The sequence below is a fragment of the Actinacidiphila sp. bgisy167 genome (genome assembly GCF_965342175.1).
Classification (GTDB): domain Bacteria; phylum Actinomycetota; class Actinomycetes; order Streptomycetales; family Streptomycetaceae; genus Actinacidiphila.
Genome location: NZ_CBDRBL010000061.1, coordinates 1 through 14,720 on the forward strand (window position 1 = coordinate 1; position 14,720 = coordinate 14,720).

Below are 14,720 nucleotides of genomic sequence, written 5' to 3' on the forward strand. Positions count from 1 at the left end.
GTGGCGCCATGACGTGGTTGATCACCGGCGGCGCCGGCTTCATCGGATCACATGTGGTGCGGGCGATGACCCGCGCGGGCGAGCGCGTGGTCGTGCTCGACGACGGCTCGGCCGGTGTGCCGGACAGGGTGCCCGCGGACGTCCCGGTGGTCGATGGATCCGTTCTGGACCGCGCTGTCCTGGATCGCGCGATCGCCGACCACGGCATCACGGGTGTCGTGCACCTGGCCGCCAGAAAGCAGGTCGGGGAGTCGGTGGAGCAGCCGCTGCGCTACTACCGGGAGAACCTCGGCGGCCTCGGCACACTGCTGGAGGCGGTGGCGGACGCCGGCATCTGCCGCTTCGTCTTCTCCTCCTCCGCCGCCGTGTACGGCCTGCCCGACGTGCCGCTGGTGACCGAGTCCACGCCGTGCCTGCCGATGAGCCCGTACGGCGAGACCAAGCTGGCCGGCGAGTGGCTGGTCCGGTCCGCCGGGCGGGCGCACGGGATCTCCACCGCCTGCCTGCGCTACTTCAACGTCGCGGGGGCGGCCGAGCCCGCTCTGGCGGACACCGGGGTGTTCAACATCGTCCCGATGGTCTTCGACAGGCTGACCCGGGGCGAGGCCCCGCAGATCTTCGGGGCCGACTACCCGACCCCCGACGGCACGTGCGTGCGCGACTACATCCACGTCGAGGACCTCGCCGACGCCCACCTCGCCGCGGCCCGCTGGGTCGGCGAGCGGGACGGCGGCACCGACCTGACGGTGAACATCGGACGCGGCGAGGGCGTCTCCGTCCGCGAGCTGATCGACGTCATCCTCGAGGTCACCGGGCGCAAGGAGATGGAGCCGGTGATCCTGCCTCGACGGGCGGGCGACCCGGCCAGCGTGGTCGCGTCGTCCGAGCTGACCCGGCGGGAACTGGGCTGGACGGCCACCCGCGACATCCGCGAGATGGTCGAATCCGCCTGGGAAGGCTGGTGCCGGCGCCACCCGGAGGCACGCGCCGCCTGACCACCACCGCCTCCCCGCCACCCACGCCTATCACCGCAGGTCACCACGGACGACGGCGGCGGCAGCCGGCGAGTTGCCCAGCCATGGCGGCCGTTGTTCACTGGGCTCGCCGGTCTCCGCGCGCGGACACGCCGTCGCGCGGAGGGCGACGGACGGGAGCGGCGCGCGATGGGCGCTGGACACGCGCACGGCCACGGCCACCCGCACGGGCCGGGGACCGTCCCGACGGGCACGGCGGCCGCCGCCTACCGCGGTCGGCTGCGCGCGGCGCTCGGCATCACCCTGCTGATCCTCGTGGCGGAGGTCGTGGGAGGCGCGCTCACCGGATCTCTCGCCCTGCTCGCCGACGCCGGGCACATGGCCACCGACGCGGCGGGCCTGGCGATGGCACTGGTGGCCATCCACTTCGCCAACCGCCCGCCGAGCGAGCGCCGCACCTTCGGGCTGGCGCGGGCGGAGATCCTTTCGGCGGTGGCCAACGCGGTGCTGCTGTTCGGCGTGGGTGTCCTCATCTTCTACGAGGCGGTCCGCCGGCTGATCACGCCCCCCGGGATCGAGGGCGGGCTGACCGTCGTCTTCGGCGCGGTCGGCCTGGTGGCGAACCTCGTGTCCCTGCTGCTGCTGATGCGCGGGCAGCGCGACAGCCTGAACGTCCGGGGCGCCTTCCTGGAGGTCATGGCGGACGCGCTGGGCTCGCTGGCCGTGGTCGTGGCGGCGCTGGTCATCCTGGCCACCGGCTGGCAGCGGGCGGACCCCGTGGCCTCGATCCTGATCGGCCTGATGATCGTCCCGCGGACGTGGCGGCTGCTGCGCGAGGCGATCGACGTCCTGCTGGAGGCGGCGCCCAAGGACGTGGACATGGCCGACGTGCGCGCCCACATCCTCGCGCTGCCCGGGGTGGCCGGGCTGCACGACCTGCATGCGTGGACGATCACCTCGGGCATGCCGGTGCTCTCCGCGCACGTCGTGGTGAGCCGGGACGTCCTGGACGCGGTCGGCCACGAGAAGATGCTGCACGACCTGCAGGGCTGCCTCGGCACCCACTTCGACGTGGCGCACTGCACCTTCCAGCTGGAGCCGGTCGGTCACGCGGAGCACGAGGCGCGCCTGTGCCACTGAAAGGTGGCGCGGATGGGCGGGTGGAGAAGGGAGCGGGGCGAGGGCCCAGTCCGGCAAGGCGGAGAAGACAGACGCAGCGGAGCTGCGGCGATCGACGACAACGCCGCCAGGCGAGAGTCAACGGCCCGCGGCGTCGGGGCGCCCATCCGTGTGGCCTCCATGGGGACGCCGCAGTGCGCGACTCGGCGTCACGGGACAGGGACGCGCTGCAACCGCACCGGGCGTCGCCGCGTGAGGCAGACTGAGGTCTTGTCGTCGAAGCAAAGGATGGCCATGCCCACACGCCCCGCCGCCAACCGGCCCCGCACACCCGCCGCGGAGCCCTCTTCCCACGGTGCCCCGGCGCCGATCCTGCTCGAATTGGTCGACGAGGCCGGTGCGACGATCGGCACCGCGGAGAAACTGTCGGCCCACCTCGCGCCGGGGCGGCTCCACCGGGCGTTCTCCGTGTTCCTCTTCGACAGTGAGGGCAGGCTGCTGCTGCAGCGCCGGGCGTCGGGGAAGTACCACTCCCCCGGCGTGTGGTCGAACACCTGCTGCGGCCACCCGTACCCCGGCGAAGCGCCCTTCGTCGCCGCGGCGCGCCGCACCGCCGAGGAACTCGGCGTCGCGCCCGCGCTGATGCGGGAGGCCGGCACGGTCCGCTACAACCATCCCGACCCGGCGTCGGGGCTGGTCGAGCAGGAGTACAACCACCTCTTCGTCGGCCTCGTGACCGCGGCCCCGGACCCGGATCCGGAGGAGATCGGCGAGACGGCCTTCGTGTCGCCCGCCGAACTCGCCGCGCTCCGCGCCTCCGGGCCCTTCTCGGCCTGGTTCCCGACCGTGCTGGACGCCGCGCTGCCCGCGGTCCGCGAGCTGACGGGCGACGCGGGCTGGTAGCCCCTGCGGCGCGGTCCGGGCGGTCACCGCGCGTCCGGGGCCGCGCGGTCGGACCGGCCCGGTCGGCGGCGCGACCAGGGCGCTCAGGACACCAGGCCGCGCGGCAGCGGGAGCGCGGCCCAGATGACCTTGCCGCCGGTCGTGGTCTGCTGGACGTCGCACATCCCGCCCGCCTCGGCGGTGACCGTCTTGACCAGCAGCAGGCCGCGCCCGTTCGTGTCGGCGTCGTCGACCTGGAGGGCCTTGGGCCGGTACGGGTGGTTGTCCTCGACGGCGACCCGTACCCAGTCCATGCCGACGGCGAGCTCCACGGCGATCTCCGGGGACAGCAGCGCGGCGTGCCGCACGGCGTTGGTGACCAGTTCGGAGACGATCAGCAGCACTCCGTGCAGCAGGTCCTCGCCGACCGGCACGCCCTGGCGGACGATCAGGTCCCGCACCGCGTGCCGGGCCTGCGGCACCGAGGAGTCCAGCGCCGGAGCGGTGAAGCGCCACACGCCCTCGTAGGGGCGCGGGACATCCGGAGCCACCGAGGGCACCGGTTCGGGGGGCGGGACGCTCCCGCGTACGTCCATGGCGGTCTTCACCCTCGCATTCGCGCGATGCAACCCGCGACCCCCGCGGCCCGCTCACGGCGGCGGCGGGGAACGCCTCACGGTTCGAGTGTCGGCAGGCGGCGGGCCCGCCCCGAGCCGCTGACCGAAAATCCGTGCCTTTCGATCAGGTTCGACACATTGCGATCGGGCGTGCCAGCCACATGAGCTTTACTGATCCGACCTTTTCCGGTCACTGACGCGTCAGCGGGGCGTCCCGGACATCAGCGACCATTCCGACGATCCGCCGGCCGCCGAGGCCCGCGCCCAGCAGTCCCAGACCGTCGAAGAGCAGCGCGAGCGAGAAGAAGGCGCCGATGACGTAGAGGCTGCTGTGCGGCCAGTCGGCGAGAACCAGGATCGACAGCAGGATGCCGACGGCGCCCTGGATGAGCGTCCACACCATGTGCGGCCCACGCACCACCATCCCGCCGAAGAGGCGGAAGATGCCGCCCGTCAGGAACAGCAGCGCCGCGAACATGGTGAGTGCGGCCGCCGTCTGCTCGGGGTTGCGGATCACGACCACCCCGGCGGCGATGTAGAGGGCCGCGACGACCAGGGCGAGCCAGAAGTAGTTGGTGTCGTGGTTCTGCACCGCCTGCACCAGGCCGACGACGCCGCCGACGAGCAGCAGCCAGCCGAAGAGCAGCATCGAGGTGATGGTCGCGATGCCCACGTAGAACAGCCCGACCAGGCCGCCCGCCACCAGGACCGCTCCGAGGGCGGCGACCCAGCCGAAGCTGCGCCTGATACCGGCCTCCGGGGGTTCCGGATGTTTCCTGCGTCCCTTGAACGGTGCCATGGCCGCCGCCTCCTTGCGCTCGTCGGAGCCTGTCGGGAGCTACTGCCCATATACCCGATATGCGGCGGCGCGGACCGGGATAGGATCCCGGTGGGGCGGCGTCCGTGCTCCGTGCCGGCCGGGACGACGACGAGATGAGGGATCAGGGCATGTCCGAGCCGTCCGTGCCCGGCCTGGTGGTGCACACGGTGGGCGCCACGGCCACCGTGACGATCAGCAATCCGGCCAAGCGCAACGCGATGACCCTGGCGATGTGGCAGGAGTTGCCCCGCCTCCTCGACGGTCTCGCGGCGGACCCGGCCGTGCGCGTCCTGGTGCTCGCCGGGGCCGGCGGCACCTTCTGCGCCGGCGCGGACATCTCCGGGCTGCTGCGCACGCCGGCCGACGCTTCCGGCACGTCCGGCACGACGCAGAGCGCGGCCGTAGCGGCGGAGGAGGCCCTCGCGGCGTTCCCCAAGCCCACGCTGGCCTCGATCCGCGGTTTCTGCGTGGGCGGCGGCTGCCAGCTCGCGGCCGCCTGCGACCTGCGGTTCGCCGCGGAGGGCGCGCGCTTCGGGGTCACCCCGGCGCGGCTCGGCATCGTCTACCCCGCCTCCTCCACGCACCGGCTGGTGAGCCTGGTCGGACCGGCGACGGCGAAGCACCTGCTGTTCTCCGCGGAGCTCATCGGTCACGAGCGGGCGCTGCGGACCGGGCTGGTGGACGAGGTGCTGGCCGAGGACGAGCTGGACAAGCGGGTCGAGGAGTACGCCGGTGTCCTGGCCTCCCGGTCGCTGCTCACGCAGGCGGCGGCCAAGGAGTTCACCGCCTCCCGGATCGCCCCGGAACGGGTCGGCCACTGGGCCCGCCAGGCGGAGCGCAGCGACGACACGGCAGAGGGCGTGACCGCCTTCCTGGAGCGCCGTGAGCCCCGGTTCACCTGGACGGTGGGCCGGTAGCGAGCGGTCGGCGGGATGCCGCGGCACCGGTCACCGGACGGGCACGCCCGCCCTGTGCCACCGCCGGGACACACCGCTCGGTCCGGACCTCCGCAGAAGTGGGCCGTGCGGTGTCCCCCGGTGCGCGGCGCCGGTGGACCCGCCCCACCGGCCGGTCAGGTGTCGGCGGTAGCGCTCAGCGGACGGCCCTGACGGGTTCCTCGCCGGGCCCGTCGGCGCCGACCGCCTCCTTGCGGGACGCGCCGTGCGCGCACGGCATCGCCGGATGCCGGCCCAGCAGCACGACACCCGCGGCGATCGCGGCGAGCCCCGCCGCCTCCCAGGCCAGCGCGCCGGGCGAGACGCGCACCCGGTCGCCGAGGAAGCCGACGCCGCAGGCGATCCCGGCCAGCGGCTGGGCGGCGGTCAGCGCGGGCAGCGACATACGCAGCGGAGCCGACTCGAAGGCACTCTGCACGAGCATCAGGCCGGTCAGGCCCATCGCGACGATGGCGTACGGCTGCCAGTGCGTGAAGAGGGCGCCGGCGCCCTCGTCCTGGGCGATCTGGCCGGAGATCCGGGTCAGGGCGTCCTGGAGGCCGTACAGCAGGCCCGCGGCGAGCGCCAGCACCGTCGCCTCCGGCGACGGACGCAACCGCCGTGCGCAGGCGACGAGCAGCAGCGCCAGGCCGACGACGACGCCGACCACCAGCCAGTGGCGCAGCGCCCCTGCGGGCGGACCGCCGCCCGAGGGGCGGCCGGCCACGATGAAGGCGGTGACGCCGAGCGCCAGCAGCACCACGCCGGACCAGCCGTGCCGGCCGAGTCTCTGGCCGGTGAGGCGGCGTGAGAGCGCCAGCGCGAAGACCAGATTGGTCGCGGTCAGCGGCTCGACGAGGGAGACCTCGCCCTTGGTGAGCGCGAGGGCGCTGAGCAGCATGCCGCAGACCATCAGGAAGACGCCGAGCAGCCACTGCGGCATCCGCATGAGGTGCAGCAGCAGCCTGAAGGAGAGGAAGTGGGCCAGGGGGGCGCGCTGGGCGGCCAACTGCTGGAGTACGAAGCCGAGCCCCAGGCAGCACGCGGCCCCCACCCCGAGCAGGAATACGGCCACCTCGTCAACCTCCCGGTGTCGCCGACTGGCCTGACCTTAGCGCCTCACCCGTCTTGATCGCGACGATTGTCCGCCTTTGGCTTCGGGTCTCCGGGCGCGGCGATGGTGACGGGACGCCGTGCCGTGCGCCCGCCCCGCGCGGTCACGGGCAGGCCCGCCACGATGCCGCGGATGAAGTGCAGCTCGCTGACGATGTCCGCGATGGTCTCGCACTCGGGGGTCGCGGGGAGCTTCGGGGGACCCGCGGCGGGAGCACGGCCGTCCAGGGTGTCGGCGACCGCCGTGAGCGCGGCGTCCACCTGGGCCCCCTCGCGGGCCGAGGGACGCGGGTGGCCCTGCTCCATCCGGACGACGCAGGCGGTCGTCGCGTCCACGATCCGTTCGGTGGCCGCGACCACGCGGGACCAGTCGCCGTTGCCTCCGTGCCGGGAGGGCAGCTCGGCGGCGAGCGTCTCGGCGGCCCCACGGGCCTCGCCCAGAGCGCTGTAGGCCGCCCGGCGCAACACCCTGCGCTGCTCAGGGCGCTCGCCCGCAGCCGCGGCCAGGACGTACCCGAGGTAGTCCCGGGTGCGCCGCTGGGCGACGGCCAGCAGGTGGCCGACCCGTGCGGTGCTGCCGGTGATCCGGGGCAGGTGGCCCACGATGACGACGATCGCGCAGGCGATCGCCGTGTCCAGCAGCCTGGGCAGGGCGGCCTGGGTGTCGCCGCCGGCCCACACGAACGCCAGCACCATGATCGTGACGACGGTGGTCTGCAGCGCGTAGTGGCGGGTCGCGAAGGGCAGGAGCGCGCCTGCCGCGCAGGCGCAGACGGCCGTCCACCAGATCCCGTCGCCCAGGGGCGCGGCGAGCGCCGTGAAGACCAGGACGCCGAGCACTGTGCCGAAGAAGCGGTTGACGACCCGGGAGAACAGCGGGCCGATGTCGGGCTTCACCAGGAACGCCGCCGTGAGCGGCAGCCAGTACCAGTGGTCCGCGCGCAGGGCCAGGGCCACGGCCGCACTCGCGGTGACGCACACCGCGACCTTCAGCGCGTACTCGCGGCCCACGGGGCCGAGAACGCGGCGGCGCATCAGCGGCGCCGGTCCGCGGGCGGGGAGCGGGGCGGCGTCCTCGGGGCAGCCGGTGGCCGGTACCGTGCGGGCGAAGACGGTGGACGCGTGCAGCATCATGGCGTTGAACACCGCCCGCGCGGGGGTGGCCGTCCCAGGGGCGGACGTCTCGGGCACGGTCAGCGGACCGGGCGGTGTCCCCGTCCGCACGGCCGCGGCGAGCCGCCGCGGGCCGTCGCCGGTGCCGGGCGGCAGGGGCCGGGCCTCCCAGAGCAGGGCGGTGGCGGCGTCGGTCAGTTCGGTGGCGACGCCGAAGCGCTCCGCGAGCAGGATCTCCCCGGGGCTCGCGGACCTGCGCAGCAGCCGCCGGCTCAGCCGGCGCAGCCGTACCGCCTCGTCGCCGTGGTCCAGGGCGGCGCTCAGCCGCCGCCGCGCGGCCTCGGCGCCGGGCCCTCCGACGGCGTCGAGGGCGTCCGCCAGGGCGTCGAAGATCCGGGCCAGGGAGGCCCGCTCGCCGTCCAGCGCGCCGCCGGCCGGACGCGGCGGACGTAGGAAGAGCCGCAGCAGGAGCAGCCAGACCGCCCCGGCGAGGAAGCACACCGCCTTGTAGCCGGGCCCACCGGGCAGCTGCAGCCCCATTCCGACCACGGCGGCGGCCAGCCCGTGCATCCCGGCCCGCGAGCAGACCGGGCCCACCACGCTGAGCGCGCCGGAGGCGGCGCCCAGGGCGAACACCACCGGCAGCGCCCACCAGCCGATGAGAGCGCTCTGCGTCACCGCGCCCACCAGGACGCCGAACGCGGTGACGAGCGCGGGCAGCCCGATCTGGACGACGCCCGCCCTGCGGGTCCCGGGGAGGTCGCTGAAGCCCGCGAACAGCGCCCCCAGCCCCGCCAGCACCCCGAACTCGAGGCTCCCCAGCCCGATCCCCAGCGCGAGCAGCGGCCCCGCCGCGAGGGCCCCGCGCAACACCGCCGGCCAGGGCACCGGCCCCCGCTGCCAGCGCAGGGGGTGGGCCAGCCACGACGGCAGGGCGGCGGGCCGGCGGCCGGGACCTCGGGGCGTCACGGGCATCCTCACAGAACGAGTACGGTCTCGGTCTCGGGAAAGCCGCAGGCCAACGGGGGCCGGGCCGTCGCTTCCCCCTGCTCAGCCTATCGGTGGCGGGTGCGCCGGTACCGACTCGGTACCGCCCTCCGGCACCCCCGGGGCGCGGACGGCCTCGGTGCACGATCCCCGGGCGGAGGCTCGGTCCAGCGGCCGCGGAGTTCGGGGAGTCGTGCTGCACCGCCGGGAGCGTCCTCGGCGACGGCGGGCACGGCGTCGCGGCCTTGCGGCGCGGCGGCGAACCCGGTGCCGCAGGGGCGCCGGGCGGGAAGGCCAGGCCGACTGCCACCATGGCGGCCGCACCGGCCGTTCTTCCGGCGGCTTCCGGGGTGCGGCACTCAGGTGACCAGTGGCCTCCCCTGGCGCCTGGCGCCAGGGGAGGCCACCCGGCCCGCCTGCCCCGGGCGGCGGCTGGGGATCGCGCTCGCCGTACCGGCCGGCACAGCCGGTACGGCGAGGCCGGCCCCAAGAGCCTCCGCGGGCTCATCCGCGAGCCCGGACGCGGAGTCGAGCCGGGCGCCCGACCGGAGCCTCAGGCGGGAAGCTGGGCCTCGAGGGCGGCGACGAGCTCGTCGGCCTCGGGCTCGGTGCGCGGGCGGAAGCGGCCCACCACCCGGCCGTCGGCGGCGACGAGGAACTTCTCGAAGTTCCACTGCACGTCGCCCGCCTCGCCCTCGGCATCGGTGGTCTCCGTCAGCACCGCGTACAGCGGGTGCCGCTGGTCACCGTTGACATCGGTCTTCTCGAACAGCGGGAAGCTCACGCCGTAGGTCGCGGAGCAGAAGGTCCCGATCTCCTCGGCCGTGCCCGGCTCCTGCCCTGCGAACTGGTTGCAGGGGAAGCCGAGCACGGTGAAACCGCGGTCGGCGTACCGCTTCTGCAGCCGCTCCAGGCACTCGTACTGCGGGGTGAGACCGCACTTGGAGGCCACGTTGACGATCAGCAGGGCCTTGCCCCGGTGGTCGGCGAGGGAGGCGGGCTCACCGGTGAGGGTGCGCAGGGGGATGTCGTAGATGCTCACGTCGGTATCTCCTCGTATCGGATCGCGGACCGACTGCAGGTCGTGCGCGCAGGCCCGGTCACGGTGCCGATCTTCCCACGCGACCGGGGTCCGGGCACGCCTCCCGGACGGCGTCAGTGCTCTGTGACACGTCCGGAAGCCACCTGGATACGGCGGGTGGTGCGGACGGCCTCCAGCATGCGCCGGTCGTGGGTGACCAGCAGCAGGGTGCCCTCGTAGGAGGCGAGGGCGGACTCGAGCTGCTCGATGGCGGGCAGGTCGAGGTGGTTGGTGGGCTCGTCCAGGACGAGCAGGTTGACGCCGCGCCCCTGCAGGAGGGCGAGAGCGGCCCGGGTGCGCTCGCCCGGCGAGAGGGTGGCGGCCGGGCGCAGGACGTGGGCGGCCTTGAGGCCGAACTTGGCCAGCAGGGTGCGCACGTCAGCGGGGGGCGTGTCGGGGACCTCCGCGCCGAAGGCGTCCAGCAGCGAATCACCGCCGTGGAACAGCTTGCGGGCCTGGTCGACCTCGCCCACCACGACGCCCGGGCCGAGCTGGGACGCGCCCGCGTCGAGGGGCACCCGGCCCAGGAGAGCGGCCAGCAGGGTCGACTTCCCGGAGCCGTTGGCGCCGGTGATGGCCACCCGGTCGGCCCAGTCGATCTGCAGGTCGACCGGTCCGAGGGTGAACTCCGGCCCGCGGCGGACCTCGGCGCCGCGCAGCGTCGCCACGACCGCTCCCGCTCGGGGCGCGGCGGTGATCTCCATGCGCAGCTCCCACTCCTTGCGGGGTTCCTCGACGACGTCGAGGCGTTCGATCATGCGCTGGGTCTGCCGCGCCTTGGCGGCCTGCTTCTCGGTCGACTCGGCACGCAGCTTCCTGCCGATCTTGTCGTTGTCGCTCGCCTTGCGGCGGGCGTTGCGGACGCCGTGCTCCATCCAGTTGCGCTGCATGCGGGCGCGGGACTCGAGGGCGCTCCTGGTGTCGGCGTACTCCTCGTACGCCTCCCTGGCGTGCCGACGGGCCGTCTCGCGCTCCTCCAGGTAGGCGGCGTAGCCGCCGCCATAGGTGTTGACCTGCTGTTGGGCGAGGTCGAGCTCGACGACGCGGGTGACCGTGCGGGTCAGGAACTCGCGGTCGTGGCTGACCAGGACGGTGCCCGCCTTGAGACCGCGAACGAAGGCCTCCAGGCGTTCCAGGCCGTCCAGGTCGAGGTCGTTGGTGGGCTCGTCCAGGAGGAAGACGTCGTAGCGGCTCAGCAGCAGGGACGCCAGGCCCGCCCGCGCGGCCTGCCCGCCGGACAGGGCCGTCATGGGCGTGTCGAGGCCGACGCCGAGACCGAGCGCCTCGCCGGCCTCCTCGGCCCGCTCCTCGAGGTCGGCGCCGCCGAGCGAGAGCCACCGCTCGAGGCTGTCGTTGTAGGCGTCGTCCGCACCGGGCGCCCCGTCGACCAGAGACTGGGTGGCGGTGTCGAGCGCGGCCTGCGCAGCGGCGACCCCGGTGCGCCGGGCGAGGAAGGCCCGTACCGTCTCGCCCTGGCGGCGTTCGGGTTCCTGCGGGAGGTGGCCGACGGTCGCGGTGGGCGGGCTGAGCCGCAGCTGCCCCTGCTCCGGAGCGCTCAGGCCCGCGAGCATGCGCAGCAGCGTCGACTTGCCGGCGCCGTTGGCCCCGACCAGACCGACGACGTCGCCGGGGGCGACGACGAGGTCGAGGCCGGAGAACAGGACGCGGTCCCCGTGGCCTGCGGCAAGATCCTTGACGACAAGAGTGGCACTCATCAGGCTGCCGATGCTATCGCCCCGCCGGACCTCGCCCTGCGCCCGGCTGCGGCGCCCGGGGCGTCCGCCGACCGCCCCCGACCCAGGGAGGGAACGTCCCATGCCGAGCAAGAAGGCCCTCGTCCGCCGTCCCGGCCCGCGCCTCGCCGAAGGACTGGTGACCCACCTCGAGCGCTCCCCCGTCGATGCCGGGCGGGCCGCGCGCCAGTGGGAGGGGTATGTGGCGGCACTGCGCCACCACGGCTGGGAGACGGTGGAGGCGCCGGCGGCCGACGACTGCCCCGACGCGGTGTTCGTCGAGGACGCGGTCGTCGTCTTCCGCAACGTGGCGCTGCTCGCCCGGTCCGGCGCCGCCTCCCGGCGCGCGGAGGCGCCCGGGGCCGAGGAGGCGGTCACGGCGCTGGGGCTCTCGGTCAACAGGGTGCGGCCACCGGGCACGCTGGACGGCGGGGACGTGCTCAAGGTCGGGGACACCGTCTACGTGGGTCGGGGCGGGCGGACCGACGCCGAGGGCGTCCGGCAACTGCGGTCGGTGTTCGAACCGCTGGGAGCGCGGGTGGTCGCCGTACCCGTCACCAAGGTGCTGCACTTGAAGTCGGCGGTGACGGCGCTGCCCGACGGCACGGTCATCGGGTATCCGCCGCTGGTCGACGATCCGTCAGTATTTCCCAAGTTCCTGCCGGTTCCGGAGGAAGGCGGCGCGCACGTGGTGCTGCTCGGCGGCGGAAGACTGCTGATGGCGGCGAGCGCGCCGCGGAGCGCCGAGCTGCTGGCGGATCTCGGATATGAGCCCGTTGTGGTGGACATCAGCGAGTTCGAGAAGCTCGAAGGGTGCGTGACCTGCCTCTCCGTCCGTCTGCGGGAGCTGTACGCCTGACGGCGGGTTGCCTTTTGGGAGCTACCTAACCTACGGTTTCGTAACTTACGATTCCGTAGGCACTCTCAGCGACCCCCACAGGAGCCCCGCGTGACCATTGCCCCGTCCCAGAGCACAGGATCGGAAGCATGGAGCGACACCAGGCTGCTGTACGCCCTGGAAGAGGTCGTCGAGACCGAGATCAACCGCCATCTGGCGGTGGCCAGGGAATGGATGCCCCACGAGTACGTGCCGTGGAGCCAGGGCCGTGACTTCGACGGGTTGATGGGCGGCGAGGCCTGGGCGCCGGAGCAGTCGAAGGTCACCGAGGTCGGCCGGATATCGCTGGTGGTCAACCTCCTCACGGAGGACAACCTCCCCAGCTACCACCACGAGATCGCCACCCTCTTCGGCCGGGACGGCGCCTGGGGCACCTGGGTGCACCGCTGGACCGCGGAGGAGGGCCGGCACGCCATCGTCATGCGCGACTACCTGCTCACCACGCGGGCCGTCGACCCGGTGGAGCTGGAACGGTTGCGCATGCGGCACATGTCGGACGGTTTCGAGTCCGACAACGCGCACAGCATGCTGCACTCGGTGGCCTATGTGGCGTTCCAGGAACTGGCCACCCGTATCTCGCACCGCAACACCGGCCGCGGGTCGGGCGACCCGATGTGCGAGCGCATGCTCGCGCGCATCGCCACCGACGAGAACCTGCACATGGTCTTCTACCGCAACCTGTTGGCGGCCGCGCTGCAGTTGGCGCCCGACCAGGCGATGCGGGCGATCCGTGACGTGGTCGTCGGCTTCCGGATGCCGGGGCACGGGATGCCCGGCTTCGAGCGCTCCGCGGCGCGGATCGCCATCGGCGGCATCTACAACCTCCGCATCCACCACGACGACGTGCTCCAGCCCGTCCTGCGGCACCTGAAGGTGCTGGAGACCTCGGGGCTCGGCCCTGAGGGCCTGAAGGCGCAGGAGGAGCTGGGCTTCTTCATGGGTGAGCTGGACTGCCAGGCCCGCAAGTTCGAGGAGCGCAGGGACGCCCTGCTGGCGCGTCGGGCCGCCCGCGCCTGACGTACCCGGCCCGCGACGGTGGAGCGCCCGCCCAAAGGCGCCCCGCCGTCGCGGGCCGTTCGGCGCGTCACCATGGCGACGTCGCCCACCATCCGGATCAGGCGCGCGCCGCCGTGCGCGAACTCGCGCCGGCGGGCCGAGCCCGTCCCCGAACGGAAGCCCGCGGCGCGGGGGCTCCGCGCCACCCCGAGCCGACGAGCGGCCGGCGCGACCGCCGCCGCGCCAAGCCCCCGGCAGGCGCCCGGCCCCGCCGCCGATGAACGGGCGGTCGACCAGCAGCAGCCCGATCCTCGAACCGCCCGAGGACGAACTCCGCCTGCTGCCCCGCCAGCCCGATCCGGCCGACCACGTGACCGGCCGCACTGAGGGCCCGTATCGGGACGAATCCCACGAACAGGGGTGACATGGCGTGCAGGGAACCTCGGGTCGTCCGGTGAGCCGTACGGCGCGGACCCGGGATCGCCGGGCCGGCCCGGGGCAGTCCATCAGGCGGTCGCCGGGCCGCCGCACCGGGGCCCGGCGGAAAATCATGCAAGCACGCTTGCCTGTTTCCCGCCCCGGTGCCAGCCTGAGACGCGCACGGCTTCTGACGTCGCGTCATTCAGGGGGAGCCTTGTCCGACCCCGCATCCGTACCGGACGACCTTCGCGACGAGAGCGAGGGCCTGGACGCCCTGGTCGCCGGACTCCCGCCAGACGCCTGGGCGACACCGACACCGGCCGTGGGCTGGACCGTGGCCCACCAGATCGCGCATCTGGCCTGGACCGACCGGCAGTCCGTGCTGGCGGTCACCGACCCGGAGGGCTTCGGGTCCGTGGTGGACAAGGCGGCCGCCGCGATCGGCACCTTCGTGGACGAGGGCGCCGGGGAAGGCGCGGCACTGCCGCCCGGCGAACTCCTCGCGCGCTGGCGCTCGGGGCGGGCGGAACTGCAGGCCGCGCTGCGGGCCCAGCCGGGCGGGACGCGCTTCCCCTGGTTCGGGCCGCCGATGAGCGCCGCGTCCATGGCCTCGGCCCGGCTCATGGAGACCTGGGCGCACGGGGAGGACGTCGCGGACGCCCTCGGCGTCCGGCGTCCCGCGACCGCGCGGCTGCGGCACGTGGCACGGATCGCCGTACGGGCCCGCGACTACGCGTACGCCGTCAACGGGCTCGCCCCGCCCGCCGAGGAGTTCCGGGTCGAGCTGACCGCCCCCGACGGCACGACGTGGGCGTACGGTCCGGAGGACGCCGCACAGCGCGTGACGGGACCGGCGCTCGACCTGTGCCTGCTGGCGACCCGCCGCCGGCACCGTGCCGACCTGGCCGTGCGCGCCGAGGGCGAGGACGCCGACCGCTGGCTGGACATCGCCCAGGCGTTCGCGGGACCGCCGGGACCGGGCCGCCGTCCACGTGAAGGAGGTGCGGCGTGAGCTCCGCGAACCGTACGGCG

The 14,720-nt window shown here is 74.0% G+C and carries 13 protein-coding genes; 7 read left to right on the top strand and 6 right to left on the bottom strand.

Annotation, left to right across the window (positions count from 1 at the left end; translation table 11 throughout):
* The first annotated feature begins 8 nt into the window (after positions 1–8).
* The 3 genes from galE to idi all read left to right on the top strand — a co-directional run bounded on the left by galE (position 9) and on the right by idi (position 2,996).
* On the top strand, positions 9–995 hold the full coding sequence (gene galE / locus ACRWND_RS21630) for a UDP-glucose 4-epimerase GalE (protein ID WP_431951945.1): 987 nt from the start codon (positions 9–11) through the stop codon (positions 993–995).
* Between the two features lie 168 nt (positions 996–1,163).
* Positions 1,164–2,114, top strand: a complete 951-nt coding sequence (locus tag ACRWND_RS21635; protein WP_431951870.1) for a cation diffusion facilitator family transporter — start codon at positions 1,164–1,166, stop codon at positions 2,112–2,114.
* 273 nt (positions 2,115–2,387) lie between these two features.
* Entirely contained in the window at positions 2,388–2,996 is a 609-nt protein-coding gene (gene idi / locus ACRWND_RS21640; RefSeq protein WP_431951872.1) for an isopentenyl-diphosphate Delta-isomerase, read from the top strand.
* A gap of 83 nt (positions 2,997–3,079) precedes the next feature.
* Here idi and ACRWND_RS21645 read toward each other — a convergent pair whose 3' ends face one another.
* Both ACRWND_RS21645 and ACRWND_RS21650 read right to left on the bottom strand, forming a co-directional pair.
* Entirely contained in the window at positions 3,080–3,571 is a 492-nt protein-coding gene (locus ACRWND_RS21645; RefSeq protein ID WP_431951874.1) for an ATP-binding protein, read from the bottom strand.
* 211 nt (positions 3,572–3,782) lie between these two features.
* Complete coding sequence (locus ACRWND_RS21650; protein ID WP_431951876.1) at positions 3,783–4,391, bottom strand: HdeD family acid-resistance protein; 609 nt, start codon at positions 4,389–4,391, stop codon at positions 3,783–3,785.
* Between the two features lie 149 nt (positions 4,392–4,540).
* Here ACRWND_RS21650 and ACRWND_RS21655 point away from each other — a divergent pair, with 149 nt between their 5' ends.
* A complete protein-coding gene (locus tag ACRWND_RS21655; protein WP_431951878.1) occupies positions 4,541–5,329 on the top strand; it encodes an enoyl-CoA hydratase/isomerase family protein in 789 nt (262 codons plus the stop codon).
* Positions 5,330–5,504: 175 nt separating this feature from the next.
* Here the strand turns inward: ACRWND_RS21655 and ACRWND_RS21660 are convergent, their stop codons facing one another.
* From ACRWND_RS21660 to ACRWND_RS21675, 4 genes are all read right to left on the bottom strand, one after another.
* Positions 5,505–6,422, bottom strand: coding sequence for a DMT family transporter (locus ACRWND_RS21660; RefSeq protein ID WP_431951880.1), 918 nt, complete (start codon positions 6,420–6,422; stop codon positions 5,505–5,507).
* 44 nt (positions 6,423–6,466) lie between these two features.
* Positions 6,467–8,542 carry an FUSC family protein gene (locus tag ACRWND_RS21665; protein ID WP_431951882.1) on the bottom strand — a complete coding sequence of 692 codons (2,076 nt, stop codon included), beginning with the start codon at positions 8,540–8,542 and terminating at the stop codon, positions 6,467–6,469.
* Between the two features lie 571 nt (positions 8,543–9,113).
* Positions 9,114–9,602, bottom strand: a complete 489-nt coding sequence (locus ACRWND_RS21670) for a glutathione peroxidase (protein WP_431951884.1) — start codon at positions 9,600–9,602, stop codon at positions 9,114–9,116.
* Between the two features lie 113 nt (positions 9,603–9,715).
* The gene (locus ACRWND_RS21675) at positions 9,716–11,356 is read right to left on the bottom strand and encodes an ABC-F family ATP-binding cassette domain-containing protein (RefSeq protein ID WP_431951886.1); all 1,641 of its coding nucleotides are present in this window, start codon (positions 11,354–11,356) and stop codon (positions 9,716–9,718) included.
* Positions 11,357–11,456: 100 nt separating this feature from the next.
* On the opposite strand from ACRWND_RS21675, the gene ddaH reads away from it, so the two are divergent.
* The 3 genes from ddaH to ACRWND_RS21690 all read left to right on the top strand — a co-directional run bounded on the left by ddaH (position 11,457) and on the right by ACRWND_RS21690 (position 14,700).
* Complete coding sequence (gene ddaH, locus ACRWND_RS21680) at positions 11,457–12,233, top strand: dimethylargininase (RefSeq protein ID WP_431951888.1); 777 nt, start codon at positions 11,457–11,459, stop codon at positions 12,231–12,233.
* Positions 12,234–12,323: 90 nt separating this feature from the next.
* Entirely contained in the window at positions 12,324–13,289 is a 966-nt protein-coding gene (locus tag ACRWND_RS21685; protein ID WP_431951889.1) for an acyl-ACP desaturase, read from the top strand.
* 613 nt (positions 13,290–13,902) lie between these two features.
* Positions 13,903–14,700 (top strand): TIGR03084 family metal-binding protein, encoded by a 798-nt coding sequence (locus tag ACRWND_RS21690; RefSeq protein ID WP_431951891.1) that lies wholly within the window; start codon positions 13,903–13,905, stop codon positions 14,698–14,700.
* Positions 14,701–14,720: the final 20 nt, after the last annotated feature.